The following is a 17,770-nucleotide window of genomic DNA, read 5'->3' as shown; positions in this document are numbered from 1 at the left end:
CCGTCAGAACAGAGCGGTCGGCGCGAACTGGGCCAGCGCCATCAGCGCGATGCCGGCGAGGCCGAGCAGGCCGCCGGTCGCGGCGAGAAGTCCGACGCCGGTTATGATCGCGGCGGATGAAATCACGATGGCGATCTGGATCATGCCCGAAGCGATGTCGAACTTGTCGTCGCGGGCGGCGGCGATGTCGCGTTGCGCCTCAGCCGTCTTGGCACGGGCGGCGAGCTCCTTGCGGCCTTCATTGGTCTCTGGCTCGGAATCGTAGCGCGCGACGGTCTGTTTCCAACTCTCGATGCGCTTGGTCAGGCGCTGCCGGACGGCTTCGTCGGTGATGCCGGCAAGTTCGACCTCCATGGCCTCGGCGGCGGTGCGCACGGTCGTGCCGCGGATCGTCTTGGCCTGGAAGAAGGCCCAGAGATTGGAGGCCTCGATATTCTTGGCGACGGCCTCCTGCTCGGCATTCTTGCCGCCGATCTCCGAGAAAGCGAGCGTGAGCGCGAGCAGCGCGATCAGCAGCGCGACGCGCTTGTTGCCGCTCTGGGGCGTTTCGACGGAGTCGGACACGAATCACCTCGCAGGGCCATGGTGGCGGCGCTGTTTAAGGCTTTCCGTTTGGGCAGCAAGAGGGCGATGCGGGTCTAGCGCCCGGCGCGCGGATGAGCGGCGTCATAGGCCGCCATCAGGCGGGCGGAATCGATGCGGGTATAGATCTGCGTCGTCGACAGCGAGGCATGGCCGAGCAGTTCCTGGATCGCGCGCAAATCGCCGCCGCGGCCGAGCAGATGCGTCGCGAAGGAGTGGCGCAGGGAATGCGGCGTGGCCGAGGAAGGCAGGCCGAGCGCGCCGCGCAGGCCTTCGACCGCGAGCTGGATGATGCGGGGCGAGAGCGGGCCGCCCTTGGCGCCGACGAAGAGCGGCCCTTCCGGCGGCAATCGCCAGGGGCAAAGCTTGAGATATTCGGCGATGGCCGCGATCACGACGGGCAGCACCGGCACCATTCGGGTCTTGCTGCCTTTGCCGATCACGGTCAGCGTATCGCCGGCCTGAAGCGGCGCCTGGGTGCGGGCGAGCGAGAGCGCCTCCGATATGCGCAGGCCGCTGCCATAGAGCAGGCCGAGCACGGCGGCGTCGCGGGCGAGGATCCATGGCGCGCGTTCCTCGCCGGCGCGGGTATCGGCCTGGGTGACGGCGCGGGCGGCGGTGGGTTCGAGCGGGCGCGGCAGCGACTTGCCGAGGCGCGGGCCGCGCGTCGCGGCGAAGGCGGCAGCGGTGAGCCTGCCCTGGCGCTCGCCGAAGCGGGCGAAGGAGCGGAGCGCCGCGAGCTGGCGCATCAGCGTGCGGTTGCCGACGCCGTCGCGGCGGCGCTGGCCGAGGAAGGCGCGCAGGTCGACGGGCTTGAGCGCAGCGATATCGGAAAGTGAGGGCGCGCCGCCGAGATGCTCGGTCAGGAAAGCGTGGAACTGGCCGAGATCGCGCGCATAGGCCTCCAGCGTCTTCGGCGAGAGGCGCCGCTCGGCCGCGAGGTGCGAAAGCCAGTCGCGCCGGAAGCTATCGAAATCGGTCATCGTGGAAGCATGACGCTCCTGCCTTAACAGCAGCCGAATCGATGCTAGACACTGGCGCGATGGATGAGACGGCGGACATGATCGAAGGCGGCACGGTGGACGTGCTGATCCCGCTCGGGCTCGATCAGGCCTATAGCTATGCCGTGCCGGCCGGGCTCGTGCTGAAGCCCGGCGATGTCGTGCAGGTGCCGCTCGGTCCGCGCGAGATCGTCGGCGTGGTCTGGGATGTCGGCTCCGGGCGCGGCGGCAATCTCAAGAAGGTCACCGGCAAATACGACATGCCGCCGCTCGATCCGGCGCTGCGCAAGCTCGTCGACTGGGTCGCCTGGTACACGCTCGCACCGAAAGGTTCGGTGCTGGCGCTGGCACTGCGTCGGCAACCGGACGACACGCCCGAGCGGCCGAAGCTTGGGGTGAGGCTCGCAGGTCCTCCGCCGGGCCGGATGACGCCGGCGCGGGCGCGGGCCATTGCGGCGGCGGAAGGTGGTCTGCTGATCGGGAAATCGGCTTTGGCCGAGGCTGCGTCCGTCAGCGCGGCGGTAATCGATTCCCTCGTCGATGCCGGCACCTTCATCGTCGAGCCCTTGCCGCGCGAGGCGATCGCGGCCTTGCCCGATCCCGACCATGCCGTGCCGGACCTCTCCGAAGGGCAGGCGGAGGTTGCGCAGGCGCTGGTCGCGTCGGTGCAGGCGAAGGCGTTCGGCGTCTCGCTGCTCGAAGGCGTCACCGGTTCGGGCAAGACCGAGGTCTATTTCGAGGCGGTGGCGGAGGCGGTTCGGCTCGGCCGGCAGAGCCTGATCCTGATGCCCGAGATCGCCTTGACCGCGCAATTCATCGACCGGTTCGAAGCCCGCTTCGGCGTCAGGCCGGGCCTCTGGCACTCGGCCGTGACGGGCCGCAAGCGCGAGCGGCTGCAGGCGGCGATTGCATCGGGCGAGGCCAAGGTCGTGGCCGGCGCGCGCTCGGCTTTGTTCCTGCCCTATAGCGATCTCGGCCTGATCGTCGTCGATGAGGAGCATGAGAGCGCCTACAAGCAGGAGGACGGCGTCTCCTATCACGCCCGCGACATGGCGGTGGTGCGCGGCCGGATCGAGAATGCGCCGGTGGTGCTGGCTTCCGCGACGCCTTCGCTGGAGACTCGCGTCAATGCCGAGCGCGGGCGCTATGCCCATCTCAAGCTGCCGGAACGCTTCGGCGGCCGCGAATTGCCCGTGCTCGGGCTCGTCGATCTGCGCCGCGACAAGCCGGAGCGCGGGCGCTGGCTTTCGGGGGCGCTGGTCAAGGCGATCGAGACCAATATCGAGGCCAAGGAGCAATCGCTGCTCTTCCTCAACCGGCGCGGCTATGCGCCGCTGACGCTGTGCCGCGATTGCGGCCATCGCTTCCAGTGCCCGAACTGCTCGGCCTGGCTGGTCGACCATCGCTTCCGGCGGGCGCTGGTCTGCCACCATTGCGGCCATGTCGAGCGCCGGCCGCATGAATGCCCGGCCTGCCACAAGCCTGAGAGCCTCGTCGCCTGCGGGCCGGGGGTCGAGCGGCTGGCCGAGGAGGTCGCGACGCTTTTTCCACAGGCGCGTTCGATCGTGCTGTCCAGCGATTTTCCGGGCGGGACGGAGCGCCTGAAGACCGAGCTGATGGCGGTGGCCGAGGGCGAATTCGACATCGTCATCGGCACCCAGCTCGTCGCCAAGGGCCATAATTTTCCGGGAATGACGCTGGTCGGGGTCGTCGACGCCGATCTCGGCCTCACATCCGGCGATCCGCGCGCAGCCGAGCGGACGTTCCAGGCGCTCAGGCAGGTCACGGGCCGCGCAGGGCGGGGCGAAAAGCCCGGCCGCGCCCTGCTTCAGACGCATGACCCGGAGCATCCCGTGCTCAAGGCGCTGATCTCGGGCGACCCGGAGCGCTTTTATGCCGCAGAGGAGGTGTCGCGGGAGGCTGCGGGGCTGCCGCCCTTCGGGCGACTGGCGGCGCTGATCGTCTCCGCCAACAGCCAGGCCGAGGCCGAAAGCCATGCGCGGGCGCTGGCGCGCTGTGCGGATGCCGGCGACGGAATCATGGTGCTCGGGCCGGCGGAAGCGCCGCTTGCGGTGCTGCGCGGGCGCCATCGCATGCGCCTGATCGTCAAGACGGCGCGCGAGATCAACCTGCAGGACTATCTGCGCGGCTGGCTGAAACGGGCGCCCCGGTCCAAGGGCTCGATCCGCGTCGCGGTCGACGTCGATCCGCAAAGCTTCCTTTGAAGAGGTGAAAGGCGCGGCAAAATCGCCGCTTGCGGGGGCCAATCAGCGATTGCGCGGCCCGGAACCGCATGCTAGTGCACCGCCACATTTCGGTCGCGAAGTCGTCTTGCCGACTTTGCGCCTATGATACTCGCAGTGTCGGGAGCATACACTCCACCTTCGTCAGGAAGGTCGCCGGTGTGGTCCCTTGAAACGAGAGACGGGAAGCGTGGCTGAAGGCGGATCGCAGGGGACATTGGTGTCGGGCGTAGCTCAGCGCTATGCCACCGCTCTGTTCGAGTTGGCTCAGGAGGCAGGCGCGATCGACGCTGTCGCGGCCGCTCTGGATAGCTTCAACGGCCTGCTCGCCGAGAGCGCCGACTTGACCCGCCTGATCGAGAGCCCGGCCTTCACCGCCGAGGAGCAGGTCGCGGCGATCAAGGCCGTGCTCGAAAAGGCCGGCATCACCGGCATCGCCGCCAATTTCATCGGCCTCGTCGCCAGCAAGCGCCGTCTCTTCGCGCTGCCGGGCATGATCGCCGGCTACAAGCGTCTGGTCGCCGAGGCCAAGGGCATCGTCTCCGCCGAGGTGACGGTCGCCGAGCAGCCCACGGCCAAGCGCGTCGACGAGATCCGCGCGGCGCTGAAGGGCGTCGCCGGCAAGGATGTCGACGTCTCGATCAAGATCGACCCGGCCCTGATCGGCGGGCTCATCGTCAAGATGGGCTCCCGCATGGTCGACGCCTCGCTGAAAACCAAGCTCAATTCAATTCGTCTTGCCATGAAAGAGGTCGGCTGATGGACATCCGCCCCGCTGAAATCTCCGCCATCCTGAAGGCCCAGATTTCGAACTTCGGCTCCGAAGCGTCGGTCACCGAGGTCGGCCAGGTTCTCTCCGTCGGCGACGGCATCGCCCGCGTCTACGGCCTCGACAAGGTCCAGGCCGGTGAGATGGTCGAGTTCGAGTCCGGCGTGCGCGGCATGGCGCTCAACCTCGAGAGCGACAATGTCGGCGTCGTGATCTTCGGTTCCGACCGCGAGATCAAGGAAGGCCAGACCGTCAAGCGCACCGGCGCCATCGTCGACGTTCCCGTCGGCAAGGAGCTGCTCGGCCGCGTCGTCGACGCGCTCGGCAATCCGATCGACGGCAAGGGCCCGATCAAGGCCAAGACCCGCGCCCGCGTCGACGTCAAGGCGCCCGGCATCATCCCGCGCAAGTCGGTGCATGAGCCGATGGCGACCGGCCTCAAGGCGGTTGACGCCCTGATCCCGATCGGCCGCGGCCAGCGCGAGCTGATCATCGGCGACCGCCAGACCGGCAAGACCGCCCTGGCGCTCGACACGATCCTCAACCAGAAGCCCCTCAACGTCGAAGGCGCCCCGGAGAGCCAGAAGCTCTACTGCGTCTACGTCGCCGTCGGCCAGAAGCGCTCGACCGTCGCCCAGCTCGTGAAGGTGCTCGAGGAGCGTGGCGCGATGGAATATTCCATCGTCGTTGCGGCCACCGCCTCGGACGCCGCCCCGATGCAGTTCCTGGCCCCCTTCGCCGGCTGCGCCATGGGCGAGTTCTTCCGCGACAACGGCATGCACGCCGTCATCATCTATGACGACCTTTCCAAGCAGGCCGTCGCCTACCGCCAGATGTCGCTGCTGCTGCGCCGCCCGCCGGGCCGCGAGGCCTATCCGGGCGACGTGTTCTATCTTCACTCCCGCCTGCTCGAGCGCGCGGCGAAGATGGGCGAGGCCGCCGGCCTCGGCTCGCTGACGGCGCTGCCGGTCATCGAGACCCAGGCGAACGACGTCTCGGCCTATATCCCGACCAACGTGATCTCGATCACCGACGGCCAGATCTTCCTGGAGACGGACCTGTTCTACCAGGGCATCCGCCCGGCGGTGAACGTCGGCCTCTCGGTGTCGCGTGTCGGCTCCTCGGCGCAGACCAAGGCCACCAAGAAGGTCGCCGGCAAGATCAAGGGCGAGCTTGCCCAGTATCGCGAGATGGCCGCCTTCGCCCAGTTCGGCTCGGACCTCGACGCGGTCACGCAGCGCCTGCTCAACCGCGGCGCCCGCCTGACCGAGCTTCTGAAGCAGCCGCAGTTCTCGCCGCTGAAGATGGAAGAGCAGGTCGTCGTGATCTATGCCGGCGTGAACGGCTATCTCGATGCGCTCCCGGTCAGCAAGGTCCGCGCCTTCGAGGACGGCCTGCTCTCGCTGGTGCGCGGCAAGCATGCCGACATGCTGAACGAGATCGGCACGTCGAAGGACCTGTCGGACGCCAACGCCGCCAAGCTCAAGGACATCGTCGAGGGCTTCGCGAAGTCCTTCGCCTGAGGGCGGGCTTCCCGTCTTGGTCGGCCTTGCGCCGACCATTCACGCCTTGCGGCCGATCGAGCAAGGCGGGCGGGAGTGAGGACATGGGTGCCCGGGACAAGCCCGGGCATGACGGAATGAGACGTAGATGGTCAGTTTCGACCATGACGGGGTGAGAGCGCCACATGCCTTCTTTGAAGGACCTTAGAAACCGCATCGCTTCGGTGAAGTCGACGCAGAAGATCACCAAGGCCATGCAGATGGTCGCGGCCGCCAAGCTGCGCCGCGCGCAGTCGGCAGCCGAGGCCGCGCGCCCCTATGCCGAGCGCATGGAGACGGTGCTGTCGAATCTCGCGTCCGGCGTCTCGGGTTCGAGCGCCCCGCGCCTGATCGCGGGCACGGGCTCCGACAAGGTGCATCTGCTGCTGGTTCTGACCGCCGAGCGCGGTCTGTGCGGCGCCTTCAACTCGTCGATCGCGCGTCTCGCTCGCGACAAGGCGCTGGCGCTGAAGGCCGAGGGCAAGACGGTCAAGATCATCTGCGTCGGCAAGAAGGGCTACGATATCCTGCGCCGGCAGTTCGCGGCCGAGATCATCGAGTTCATCGATCTGCGCGAGTTCAAGCAGGTCGGCTTCGTCAATGCGGAGACGATCGCCCAGAATGTGCTGGCGCGTTTCGGCAATGGCGAGTTCGACGTCGCGACGCTGTTCTTCTCGCGCTTCCGCTCGGTGATCGCCCAGATCCCGACGGCGCAGCGCATCATCCCGGCCGAGATCCCGGAAGGGACGAAGCAGACCGACGCGGTGTATGATTACGAGCCGGACGAGGGCGAGATCCTGGAAGCGCTGCTGCCGCGCAACCTGACCGTCCAGATTCTGCGCGGGCTGCTCGAGAACGCCGCCTCCGAACAGGGCGCGCGCATGTCGGCGATGGATTCCGCCACGCGCAACGCCGGCGAGATGATCAAGAAGCAGACGCAGATCTACAACCGCTCGCGCCAGGCGATGATCACCAAGGAACTGATCGAGATCATCTCCGGCGCGGAAGCGCTATAACCGCCTAATCTTTCGCCGGTGGAGCGATCCGCCGGCTGCCGCTACATCCGAATGCGCTAGTCCCGAGGTTCCACCATGGCCAAAGCCGCTACCAAGACCACCAAGACGAAGACCGCCGAGAAGCCCGCCAACACCGGCACCGGCCGCGTTACCCAGGTCATCGGCGCGGTCGTCGACGTGCAGTTCGACGGCGTCCTGCCGGAGATTCTGAACGCGCTCGAGACCGACAACCTCGGCAACCGCCTCGTCCTCGAGGTCGCCCAGCATCTCGGCGAGAACACCGTCCGCACCATCGCGATGGATGCCACCGAAGGTCTGGTCCGCGGCCAGTCCGTCACCGACACCGGCGCGCCGATCGCGGTTCCGGTCGGCGACGAGACGCTCGGCCGCATCATGAACGTCATCGGCGAGCCGGTCGACGAGGCCGGCCCGATCCTGACCACCGCCCGGCGCGGCATTCACCAGCCGGCTCCGTCCTATGCCGATCAGGCGACGGAAGCCCAGATCCTGGTCACCGGCATCAAGGTCGTCGACCTGCTGGCGCCCTATGCCAAGGGCGGCAAGGTCGGCCTGTTCGGCGGCGCCGGCGTCGGCAAGACCGTGCTGATCATGGAGCTGATCAACAACGTCGCGAAGGCGCATGGCGGCTACTCGGTGTTCGCCGGCGTCGGCGAGCGTACCCGTGAGGGCAACGACCTCTATCACGAGATGATCGAGTCCAACGTCAACAAGAACCCGAAGGAGAACAACGGTTCGACCGCTGGCTCCAAGTGCGCGCTGGTCTACGGCCAGATGAACGAGCCCCCGGGCGCCCGCATGCGCGTCGCTCTCGCCGGCCTGACCATCGCCGAGGACTTCCGCGACAAGGGCCAGGACGTTCTGTTCTTCGTCGACAACATCTTCCGCTTCACGCAGGCCGGCTCGGAAGTGTCCGCGCTGCTCGGCCGCATTCCCTCGGCGGTGGGCTACCAGCCGACGCTGGCGACCGACATGGGCAACCTGCAGGAGCGCATCACCACCACCAACAAGGGCTCGATCACCTCGGTGCAGGCGATCTACGTCCCGGCCGACGACCTGACCGACCCGGCGCCCGCGACCTCCTTCGCCCACCTGGACGCCCGTACGGTGCTGTCGCGTTCGATCGCGGAAAAGGGCATCTACCCGGCGGTCGATCCGCTCGACTCGACCTCGCGCATGCTCTCGGCCGACATCGTCGGCGAGGAGCATTACGCCGTCGCGACGGCTGTCCAGCAGACGCTGCAGCGCTACAAGTCGCTGCAGGACATCATCGCGATCCTCGGCATGGACGAGCTCTCCGAAGACGATAAGATGACGGTGGCGCGCGCCCGCAAGATCGAGCGCTTCATGTCGCAGCCCTTCTTCGTCGCCGAGGTCTTCACCGGCTCGCCCGGCAAGCTCGTCCCGCTCGAGGACACGATCAAGGGCTTCAAGGGCCTGATCGAGGGCAAGTACGACCACCTGCCGGAAGCGGCCTTCTACATGGTCGGCTCGATCGAGGAAGCCGTCGAAAAGGCGCAGCGCCTGGCCGCCGAGGCCGCGTAAGCCTCTCGCGACCGGCTTCCGGGCGGCTGCTGCTGCCCGGAACCATGCCGGGCATAGGTTGTTGACAGATCTGGCAAGCCCCGCGCCCGGTATCCGCGGCCGGGGCGAGGTCGGAGGAAAAGACAGGCGATGGCCACCTTCAAGTTCGAACTCGTCTCGCCGGAGCGCATCCTGTTCTCGGGCGAGGTCGTCAGCGTCATCGTCCCGTCGACCGAGGGCGAGATGACCGTGCTTGCCGGGCACGCGCCGCTGGTGGCGACGCTCAAGGCCGGCATCGTCTTCGTCCAGACGACGGACCAGAACGGCAAGGAATTCTTCGTCAATGGCGGCCTCGCCGAGGTCAACCAGGAAACGATGACCATCCTGGCCGAGCAGGGCAAGTTCCTCGAGGATGTCGATACAGCCGTTCTCGACGCCGAGATCCTGACCGCGGAAACGCGGCTGGCCGGTTCGCACAACGACGATGAGAAGAAGCGCCTGCGGGAGGCGCTGGTGCAGTTGCGCGAATTCAAGCACGTCTTCGAGCAGCGCAAGGCGGCGTGATCCGCCCTTCAGCTTTGGAATTCGGAAGGGCCGCGCAAGCGGCCCTTTTTCGTTTCTAAATGTGCATTCTTGTCATTCCGGGGGGAGCGAAGCGGGGACCCGGAAGCCACGACTGGGTGTCTCGTCCTTTGGTGGTTTCCGGATCTGCGCCGCTTCGCGGCTTGTCCGGAATGACAAGACGGGTCAGGTCGCAGCGAAACCCGCAAACGCCTGCGCCACCTTCTCGTAGACCGGCCGCTTGAACGGGACGACCAGCCCCGGCATCTCGGCGAGCGGGTGCCAGCGCCATTCGCTGAATTCCGGCGGCTCGTCGCCATTGGGCTTGCCGATGTCGAACGTGCTTTCGCTGCCGGTGAAGCGGAAGGCGACCCAGCGCTGGCGCTGGCCGCGGAAGGCCGAAAGCTTGTGCCAGGGGCCGTCATAGGGCGGGAAGTCGTAGCTCCACCACACCTCGGTGACGGCGAGCAACTCGGCCTGCGTGACACCGGTCTCCTCTTCCAGCTCGCGACGGGCTGCGGCGACGATGTCCTCGTCGGGGTCGATGCCGCCTTGCGGCATCTGCCACTCGAAGCCGGGCAGGACGATCTCGGGGCCGGCGCTGTGCGAGCGGCCGGCGAAGACGAGGCCCTGCGCATTGAACAGGGCGATGCCGACATTGGGACGGTAGGGGAGGCTCATGGCGCGAGCATAGGGCGAGGCCAGGCGAAGCGAAACCGGTCGCGGATCAACCGCCCGGCTTGGGAACGACGCAAGCGAGCAGGCCCGGGAAGCGCTGCTCGATATCGTCGCGACGCAGCGCGTTCATCCGGGTCACGCCCTCGTTGCGGGTGCGGATCAGGCCGGCCTCACGCAGCACGCGGAAATGATGCGAGACACTGGATTTCGGCCGGTCGCCCTCCAGCGCCTGGCAACTCTGCTCGCCCTCGACGGCGAGCCGGCGCACGACCTCCAGCCGGAACGGGTCACTCAGCGCGTGGAAGACGTCTTCGAGCGCGATTTCTTCGGAGGCGGGCAGGCGGGCGTGTCGCATGGCTTAAGCCTATCACAGGGTTTTGAACTTGCCAAAGTTCGAAAAATATCGAACTATCGAAACATAGAAACCCATCTGCGTGGAGCCGCGTCATGCCTGGCCTGTTCGATCCCTTCAGTCTGAAGGACGTCACCCTCCGCAACCGCATCATCGCCTCGCCGATGTGCCAGTATATGGCGCAGGACGGTGTCGCCAACGAATGGCACCGGGCGCATCTCGCCGGGCTCGCACGTGGCGGCACCGGCCTCGTGGTGATCGAGGCGACCGGCGTCTCGCCGGAGGGCCGGATCACGCCCGGCTGCCTCGGGCTGTGGAATGACGGGCAGGCGGAGGCGTTGGCGCCGATCGTCGCGGAGATGCGCAAGGCCGGTGCGGTCACGGGCATCCAGATCGGTCATGCCGGGCGCAAGGCCAGCGCCAATCTGCCCTGGGAGGGCGACGACCATATCCCGGCCAATGACGTGCGCGGCTGGGAGACGATCGCGCCCTCGGCGGTCGCGCAGGGCGGCGGGCTGCCACGTGTGCCCCGCGCGATGACCACGGCCGATATCGAGCGCGTGCGCAACGATTTCGTCGCCGCGGCCGAGCGCGCCCGCGATATCGGCGTCCAGTGGCTGAAGCTGCATTTTGCCCATGGCTATCTCGCGCAGAGCTTCCTCTCGACCCATGCCAACAAGCGTGAGGACGCCTATGGCGGCAGCTTCGAGAACCGCAGCCGTTTCCTGGTCGAGACGCTGGCCGCCGTGCGCAAGGTCTGGCCGGAGAACCGGCCGCTCTCCGTCCGGCTCGGCGTGATCGAATATGACGGGCGCGACGAGGAGACACTCGCCGAGGCGATCGAGTTGGTGAAACGCCTGAAGCGCGAAGGGCTCGATTTCATCGATGTCAGCGTCGGCTTCTCGACCAATGAAGCGAAGATTCCGTGGGGACCGGCCTTCCTGGCGCCGGTCGCCGAGCGGGTGCGGCGCGAGACCGGCCTGCCGGCCTCGACGAGCTGGTACATCAGCAAGCCCGAGCAGGCCGACGCGCTGGTGCGCGAGGGCAAGGTCGATCTGGTGACGCTCGGCCGGCCGCTGCTGGCCGATCCGCACTGGCCTTATGCAGCGGCACAGGCGCTCGGCGTCGAGAACCCGGCCTGGGCGACCCTGCCGCCGCCCTACGCGCATTGGCTGGCGCGCTATCGCGCCGCCTGAGGCGTTTCATGCGAAGCGAGATGCGATGAGGGAGGGGCCTAGCGGCTCCTCTTTTCATTTGCGGTGTGGCGTTGCTCGCTCGACGCGCGGGAGATGCTGCCTTCTGCGATGATAAATGAGGCCCGTGGGCCGCCGATAATGCGTTTTTGCCAGGGAACTTCTTCGGTGTTGACGCCATTTCAACATCTTATGATGTCAACAAGACTGGACGCACGGATATGCCGTGCCCAACCAGCATGGCGCCCGGAGGCCAGACATGCCGATTGCTTCGCCCTCTCGCTCCCCTGTCCTGTGCCGGCGCGGTTTCGGGCAGCTGGCGGTCGGGGCCGTGGCGGCCTGCTTCGCCGGAGGCCGACTGGCCCATGCGCAGGGTAACACCGCTATCCGCTTCGCGCTGGACCGCAGGTTCGATGCGCTGACGGCGCCGTTCCTGGCGGCGCAGGACAAGGGCTATTTCGGCACCGAGGGGCTCGATGTCGTGATCGAGCCGGGCAATGGCGCGCGCGTCATGCTGCAGCGCCTGGCCGCCGGCGCGCAGGATGCAGGCTTTGGCGATATCAACGCGCTGATCCGCTTCCGCGACGAGAATCCAAGTGCCGATCTCAAGGCGGTGATGATCGTCCATGATCGGCCAGGCTACGCCGTGATCGGCCGCAAGAGCCGGGGAATCACGACGGCCCCGACGAGCCTCGAAACCCGCAAGCTCGGCACGGCCAGCATCGATGCCAGCTTCGCGCAATGGCCGATCTTCAAGAGCCTCAACAAGATCGATGACAGCAAGATCCGGGTCGAGACCATCGGCCTGCCGGTGCGCGAGCCGATGCTGGCCTCCGGCGAGATCGATGCCCTCTTCGCCTTTGGCCCGTCCACCGCTGTGTCGCTGAGGGCGCGGGGCGTGCCGGGCGACGATATCGTGCTGATGGAAATGGCCGAGCACGGCCTGCTGCTCTATGGCAGCGCGGTGATCGTCTCCGGCAAGTTCGCCGCGGCCAAGCCGGATGCGGTGCGCGGGCTCGTGCGCGCCGTCATGCGCGGCGTCCGCGATACCGTGGTCAATCCCGGCGCTGGCGCGCAATTCGTCCTGCGCCGTAACGAGAGCGCCCAGGCCGAGGTGGAGCGCGACAAGCTCGCCGCCGTGATCGAGCGCAATATCCTGACCCCGTATGTCCGCGCCCATGGTCTGGGTGGGGTCGACCGCGAGCGCTGGGCGCAAGCTCTGGACCAGCTCGTCCTGGCGGGGAACTTCCGCGACAAGGCGCGGGCAGGCGATGCGTTTACCGACGCCTATCTGCCTCCCGCCGGCGAACGCATGTTCTGAGCGCATCGTTACGCTGGGAGAGGGAGCCCCCGAGGCGGGTGACAGCGGCCGGGCGCTTGCCTATCGTGCCGCGCCTCCCACCGGACACCCATCTTGATCCTGCCAGACCTGACTGATTACGCCGCGCTGCGCGAGCGCTTCCGCTGGAATATCCCGGATCGCTACAACATCGCCGTCGATGTCTGCGACCGCTGGGCAGCGGTGGAGCCCGAGCGTCCCGCGATCATCGAGGTCTCCACGGACTGGCAGGTGACGCCGGTCAGCTTCGGCTGGCTGCGGGAGCATTCGAACCGGCTGGCGAACGCCTTGCGGGCGCGCGGCGTCGGCCGCGGTGACCGCATCGCGATCCTGCTGCCGCAGGGTCGAGCAGTGCTGACGGCGCATCTCGCGGCCTACAAGCTCGGTGCGATCGCCGTGCCGCTGGCGGCCTTGTTCGGCGTCGATGCGCTCGCCTATCGCCTGACCGACTCGGCTGCGAAGGCCGTGGTGACCAATGCCGGCGGGCTGGCGAAGCTCAGCCAGATCATGCAGCCGCTGCCGGAGCTCGGCTTACGCATCTCCACCGACGGCGCCGATGGCGCTGTGGAAGGATGGGACGCAATGCTGGCAGAAGGCAGCCCGGATTTCACAGCGGTCGAGACGACGCCGGACGATCCGGCGCTGATGATCTACACCTCGGGGACGACCGGCAATCCGAAGGGCGCGTTGCACGGGCACCGCGTGTTGCCCGGCCATCTGCCGGGCGTGCAGATGCCGCATGAGTTCATGCCGCAACCGGGCGATCTCGCCTGGACGCCGGCCGATTGGGCCTGGGCCGGTGGGTTGCTCAACATGCTGCTGCCGGCGCTGCATTTCGGCGTGGCGGTGGTGGCGCGGCCGGTGACGCGCTTCGAGCCGGATGAGGCCTATCGGCTGATCCAGGACCTCGGTATCCGCAACGCCTTCGTGCCGCCGACCGCGCTCCGGATGATGCGCGGCGCCGGCAGCCCGCAGGGGCGCTGGCGCCTGAACCTGCGCACGGTCGCGGCGGCCGGCGAGGCGCTTGGCGCCGAGACGCTGGAATGGGGGCGCGAGGCGCTCGGCCTCACCATCAACGAGGCCTATGGCCAGACCGAGTGCAATCTCGTGCTGGCGTCGAGCGCCGCGATCGGCGTCAGCCGCCCCGGTGCGATCGGCAAGGCGGTGCCTGGTCATGAGGTCGCGATCATCCGGCCCGACGGCACGGTCTGCGCGCCCGGCGAGGAGGGCCAGATCGCCGTGCGCCGGCCTGATCCGGTGATGTTCCTGGAATACTGGCGCAATCCGGAGGCGACGGCGGCGAAGTTCACCGGCGACTGGATGACGACCGGCGACGAGGGCGTCGCGGATGAGGAGGGTTACGTCCGCTTCATCGGCCGCGATGACGACGTCATTACCTCCTCAGGCTATCGCATCGGGCCGGGCGAGATCGAGGATTGCCTGCTGCGGCATCCGGCAGTGGCGCTGGCCGCAGCCGTCGGCAAGCCGGATCCGCTGCGCACTGAGATCGTCAAGGCCTTCGTCGTGCTGAAGCCCGACTATCACGGCTCAAAAGCCCTGGTCTCGGAGCTGCAGAGCTTCGTGCGCGCGCGCCTTTCGGCGCATGAATATCCACGCGAGATCGCCTTCCGCGACGAGCTGCCGCTGACGACGACAGGCAAGATCATCCGTCGATTGTTGCGGGCCGAGGCCTGAACAGCGCGCGTGCGAGGCGTTCGCGCATGCGTATCGCCAGGTCTGATGGCCGGCGCGCAGGCTGCTGCGGGCGCCGGGTCAGGGTGATCGTGCCGAACGCCTCGTCGCGGGCGCCGAAGAGCGGCAGGCCGCCAGGCAGGAGGATCTGCCGGGCAGGCTGCGCCTTGCGCATCATCGCAAGCAGCATCGGCAAGGGCTCCAGATCGGCGAAGGCCTCGTCGCCGACGCCGTGATAGAGCCAGCAGGAGGCGCCCTTTCCAAGGGTGAGCGCGGCGGCGATCGGCCGGTCGTCCAGCACCAGCACGGCGATGCGGCAGAGCTTCTGCCGGCCGAGATCGCGGCTCATCCTGCGCAGGAAGCCGACTTCGCGGGTGTCCTGCAGCGTCGCCTTCCCGGCCCGACCCCGTGAGCCGGAGGCCTCGATCGCCAGCAGGATCTCGACGGCGTCGCGCCGGTCCGCCTGGTTCGTGGCTTCGGCAAGGATCAGGCGACCTTTCTCGCGCAGCGCTTCGTCGGAGGTGGCGATGCGGGCGGTGGGTGGCAGCTCGAGCCTGCGGCCGATGAGCGGCTGCCAACCAACCGTCACGCCATGGCCGCCGGCGACGCGCGCGAGCGTGGTGGCGAAGGCGCCCGCAGGATCGATGCCCGAGAGGGAGAACGCTCCGGTGCCATGGCTGCGGCCGCGCCAGTCGCGCAGGAAAGCGGCCAGAGCAGGCGCGGCGAAGCTGCGGTCGAGCAGCGGCGTGCCATTCAACAGGCGCGGATCGGCGAAGCCTTCCAGCGTATCGGACGCGAAGACATGGCGCTGCGTCCGGCAGGGAACGAGCCCAACGAGGCGGCGCTGCGCCGAGCCCGGGCCGCCCTGCCAGAGCAGCATCAGCTCGGCCTCGCGGAAGGAGATGAGGTGCTGCGCGGCGGCAAGCGCGAAGCCCGGCTCGAGGCAGGGATTGGCTTCAAGGGCGCGGCTTGCGAGATCGGCCCATTCGTGGCGGATGCTCTCGCAGGCGGCGAGCGCGCGCAGCTCGCTGTAGACCGCCGCATCCGGGTGAGGAAGCGGCGGCTGTGGCCGGGCTGTGGTCGCGGTGCCGTCGGTCGCTGCCAGAGCCGTGATCGTGCTCATCTGCCCGTACCCTTGCTGGATCGTTCCGGCGCGTTGCTGTGCCGGAATGGCAAGGCGCGCGGGCGCGCCTCATCCATCAGGGGTTTGGGTTCAAGAAACGGGCCGGCCGATCAGGCGGGCTGCGGCTGGGCGGATGCCTGACCAAGGAAGGCGGACCAGAGCTTGCGCACCGTGTCCTCCTCGACGTCGTTGACGATCAGGACGAGACGGGAGCGGTGGTCCGCATCCGGCCAGGCATCGAGCTGGATCGGCGGATGCAGGATCTGCTGGACGGCATGGACGAGCAGGGGGCGGCCGGGCTCGCCGGCGATGTCGACCAGCCCCTTCAAGCGCAGCAGGCGCGGGCCGTGAATCGAGCGCAGCAGGGTCCAGAACAGCTCGAAGGTGGTGCGTGCGACCGGTTGCTCGGCGGTCAGGGCGAAGGCGCGGATCGAGGCGTCGTGGCGGTTGACGTCGTGCGGGTTCTGGCCATGGCCATGGTCGTGCCCGTGATGATGGTGATCGTGGTCATGATGATGGTGGTGGCCGGGCAGTGCGTCTTCGGCCAGCCAATGGCGCAGGGCATGGGGCTGCTTTGCGAGATCGTAGAGGCCGGCGCCGATCAGGTCGTTGGCGGGTGCGCTCGGTGACAGGATGGCGATGCCCGGATTGAGCCCGTCGAGACGTTTCCGCAAGGCGGCCAGGCCCTCCGATGCGGCGAGCTCGGTCTTGGTCAGGACGAGCCGGTCGGCGGCGACGACCTGGCGGCGCGCTTCCTCATGGGCGTCGAGCGTCGCCATGCCGTTGACCGCATCGACCAGCGTGACGACGCCGTCGAGCCGGAACCGCATGGCGAGATAGGGGTGGTTGATCAGGACGTTGAGGATCGGAGCGGGATCGGCGAGGCCGGTCGTCTCGATGACGAGGCGGGAGAAGGGGGCGATGCGACCATTGTCGCGCCGGCGCAGCAAATCTTCCAGCGTGACGATGAGATCGTCGCGGATGGTGCAGCAGAGGCAGCCGGATTCGAGGAGGATCATGTTCTCCTCGATGCCTTCGATCATCAGATGGTCGAGGCCGATCTCGCCGAATTCGTTGACCAGCACCAGCGTTCCGGCGAGTGCCGGGTCTTTCAGCAGGCGGTTCAGCAGCGTGGTCTTGCCGGCGCCGAGGAAGCCGGTCAGCAAGGTCAGCGGGATCGGGAGGGGCCGGGCCGGGTCGCCAGTCATGGAAAGTACGCCTTCAGGCAGGCACGACGCTCCGCCTCGTTTGTTCTAATATTACATTAGTGGCGATGGCGGCGATGACAAGGGCGCAGCCGGCATATTGCAGCGGGCCCAGTCGCTCGGCGAGGACGAACGCGGCGATGATGACGGCGAAGACCGGCTCGGCGCAGAAGGCAAGCCCGGCCGGGCCCGGCGCGATGCGGGCGAGGGCCAGGATCTGGAGCAGGAAGCCGACGACATAGCCGCCATAGGTGATGGCGACGGCGATGGGCGCGAGCAGGAAGGTCTGCGGCGGCAGGAAGCCGCCGGTCGTCAGCAGCACCAGCGCCGCGACCGGCAGGATGACGACATGCGACCAGAACAGTTTGGGCAGGGTTGGCGTTTCCGCGCAGCGGGCAGCGGCGAAGAACTGTGCGGCCGCACTGAGGCTCGCCAGCATCGCGAGCGCCAGGCCGCGCGGATCGAGCCCATGCAGGTCGGGCCCGACGACGAGGGCGATGCCGAGAAAGGCTGCGAGGGCGACCGCCAGCCTGTCGGTGTGGAAGGGAGCAGGGGTCAGCACCGGCTCGGCCAGGACGATCAGGACCGGGAAGGTGTAGAACACCACCGCCGCGACCGAGACGGGCACGAAGGCGACCGAGGAGAGATAGGCGATGCCGACCAGCGCCGTCGCCAGGCCAAAGAGCAGCACGGGCTGGCGCTCGCTCTGCCGCAGGGCAAGCGATCCACGCCAGAAGAAGGCGGCGCCGCCGACGAGGACGAGCATCAGGAAGACACGGTAGAAGACGAGGAGCGGGCCGCTCAGGCCCGCCTGGCCGGCGATCTGGGCACTGACGATATTCGTGCCGAAGGCAGCGGCCGAAGCCAGCGCCAGGACGAATCCCTGGCGTTCGCTGGTTTGGTCCCGGTCAGGGCTGCCTGGGTTCAATCAGG

16 protein-coding genes are annotated in these 17,770 nt (G+C 67.8%); 9 read left to right on the top strand and 7 right to left on the bottom strand.

What is annotated here, in order from left to right; genetic code table 11:
- Window positions 1-3: 3 nt before the first annotated feature.
- Window positions 4-564, bottom strand: coding sequence for a DUF4337 domain-containing protein (locus ACWIEX_RS20055; RefSeq protein WP_454034724.1), 561 nt, complete (start codon window positions 562-564; stop codon window positions 4-6).
- A gap of 74 nt (window positions 565-638) precedes the next feature.
- Window positions 639-1,565 carry a tyrosine recombinase XerC gene (locus ACWIEX_RS20050; RefSeq protein WP_454034723.1) on the bottom strand — a complete coding sequence of 309 codons (927 nt, stop codon included), beginning with the start codon at window positions 1,563-1,565 and terminating at the stop codon, window positions 639-641.
- A gap of 59 nt (window positions 1,566-1,624) precedes the next feature.
- Between ACWIEX_RS20050 and ACWIEX_RS20045 the strand changes: the two genes are divergently transcribed.
- The 6 genes from ACWIEX_RS20045 to ACWIEX_RS20020 all read left to right on the top strand — a co-directional run bounded on the left by ACWIEX_RS20045 (window position 1,625) and on the right by ACWIEX_RS20020 (window position 9,258).
- On the top strand, window positions 1,625-3,808 hold the full coding sequence (locus tag ACWIEX_RS20045; protein WP_454034722.1) for a primosomal protein N': 2,184 nt from the start codon (window positions 1,625-1,627) through the stop codon (window positions 3,806-3,808).
- A 208-nt stretch (window positions 3,809-4,016) separates the two neighbouring features.
- Window positions 4,017-4,586, top strand: coding sequence for a F0F1 ATP synthase subunit delta (locus ACWIEX_RS20040; RefSeq protein WP_454034721.1), 570 nt, complete (start codon window positions 4,017-4,019; stop codon window positions 4,584-4,586).
- A complete protein-coding gene (gene atpA / locus ACWIEX_RS20035; RefSeq protein WP_454034720.1) occupies window positions 4,586-6,118 on the top strand; it encodes a F0F1 ATP synthase subunit alpha in 1,533 nt (510 codons plus the stop codon). Before ACWIEX_RS20040 ends, atpA begins: the two co-directional genes overlap by 1 nt.
- A 164-nt stretch (window positions 6,119-6,282) precedes the next feature.
- Window positions 6,283-7,152 carry a F0F1 ATP synthase subunit gamma gene (locus ACWIEX_RS20030; RefSeq protein ID WP_454034719.1) on the top strand — a complete coding sequence of 290 codons (870 nt, stop codon included), beginning with the start codon at window positions 6,283-6,285 and terminating at the stop codon, window positions 7,150-7,152.
- Between the two features lie 75 nt (window positions 7,153-7,227).
- Complete coding sequence (gene atpD, locus ACWIEX_RS20025; RefSeq protein WP_454034718.1) at window positions 7,228-8,715, top strand: F0F1 ATP synthase subunit beta; 1,488 nt, start codon at window positions 7,228-7,230, stop codon at window positions 8,713-8,715.
- Between the two features lie 129 nt (window positions 8,716-8,844).
- The gene (locus ACWIEX_RS20020; RefSeq protein ID WP_454034717.1) at window positions 8,845-9,258 is read left to right on the top strand and encodes a F0F1 ATP synthase subunit epsilon; all 414 of its coding nucleotides are present in this window, start codon (window positions 8,845-8,847) and stop codon (window positions 9,256-9,258) included.
- A 183-nt stretch (window positions 9,259-9,441) separates the two neighbouring features.
- On the opposite strand, the gene ACWIEX_RS20015 is transcribed toward ACWIEX_RS20020, so the two are convergent.
- A complete protein-coding gene (locus ACWIEX_RS20015) occupies window positions 9,442-9,936 on the bottom strand; it encodes an RNA pyrophosphohydrolase (RefSeq protein WP_454034716.1) in 495 nt (164 codons plus the stop codon).
- 46 nt (window positions 9,937-9,982) lie between these two features.
- A complete protein-coding gene (locus tag ACWIEX_RS20010; RefSeq protein ID WP_454034715.1) occupies window positions 9,983-10,288 on the bottom strand; it encodes an ArsR/SmtB family transcription factor in 306 nt (101 codons plus the stop codon).
- Between the two features lie 92 nt (window positions 10,289-10,380).
- On the opposite strand from ACWIEX_RS20010, the gene ACWIEX_RS20005 reads away from it, so the two are divergent.
- The 3 genes from ACWIEX_RS20005 (at window position 10,381) to ACWIEX_RS19995 (ending at window position 14,512) form a co-directional block, all read left to right on the top strand.
- The gene (locus ACWIEX_RS20005) at window positions 10,381-11,481 is read left to right on the top strand and encodes an NADH:flavin oxidoreductase/NADH oxidase (RefSeq protein ID WP_454034714.1); all 1,101 of its coding nucleotides are present in this window, start codon (window positions 10,381-10,383) and stop codon (window positions 11,479-11,481) included.
- A 256-nt stretch (window positions 11,482-11,737) separates the two neighbouring features.
- On the top strand, window positions 11,738-12,799 hold the full coding sequence (locus tag ACWIEX_RS20000; protein WP_454034713.1) for an ABC transporter substrate-binding protein: 1,062 nt from the start codon (window positions 11,738-11,740) through the stop codon (window positions 12,797-12,799).
- A 96-nt stretch (window positions 12,800-12,895) separates the two neighbouring features.
- Window positions 12,896-14,512, top strand: a complete 1,617-nt coding sequence (locus ACWIEX_RS19995) for an AMP-binding protein (protein WP_454034821.1) — start codon at window positions 12,896-12,898, stop codon at window positions 14,510-14,512.
- On the opposite strand, the gene ACWIEX_RS19990 is transcribed toward ACWIEX_RS19995, so the two are convergent.
- The 3 genes from ACWIEX_RS19990 to ACWIEX_RS19980 all read right to left on the bottom strand — a co-directional run bounded on the left by ACWIEX_RS19990 (window position 14,481) and on the right by ACWIEX_RS19980 (window position 17,765).
- Window positions 14,481-15,632 carry a GNAT family N-acetyltransferase gene (locus ACWIEX_RS19990; RefSeq protein ID WP_454034712.1) on the bottom strand — a complete coding sequence of 384 codons (1,152 nt, stop codon included), beginning with the start codon at window positions 15,630-15,632 and terminating at the stop codon, window positions 14,481-14,483. The two genes, ACWIEX_RS19995 and ACWIEX_RS19990, sit on opposite strands and share 32 nt — an antisense overlap.
- A 110-nt stretch (window positions 15,633-15,742) precedes the next feature.
- Complete coding sequence (locus ACWIEX_RS19985) at window positions 15,743-16,840, bottom strand: CobW family GTP-binding protein (protein ID WP_454034711.1); 1,098 nt, start codon at window positions 16,838-16,840, stop codon at window positions 15,743-15,745.
- 13 nt (window positions 16,841-16,853) lie between these two features.
- On the bottom strand, window positions 16,854-17,765 hold the full coding sequence (locus ACWIEX_RS19980; protein WP_454034710.1) for a DMT family transporter: 912 nt from the start codon (window positions 17,763-17,765) through the stop codon (window positions 16,854-16,856).
- Window positions 17,766-17,770 lie beyond the last annotated feature (5 nt).

The sequence above is a fragment of the Allobosea sp. NPDC055353 genome (assembly GCF_053644975.1).
This window is presented reverse-complemented; position numbering and strand designations above follow the sequence as displayed.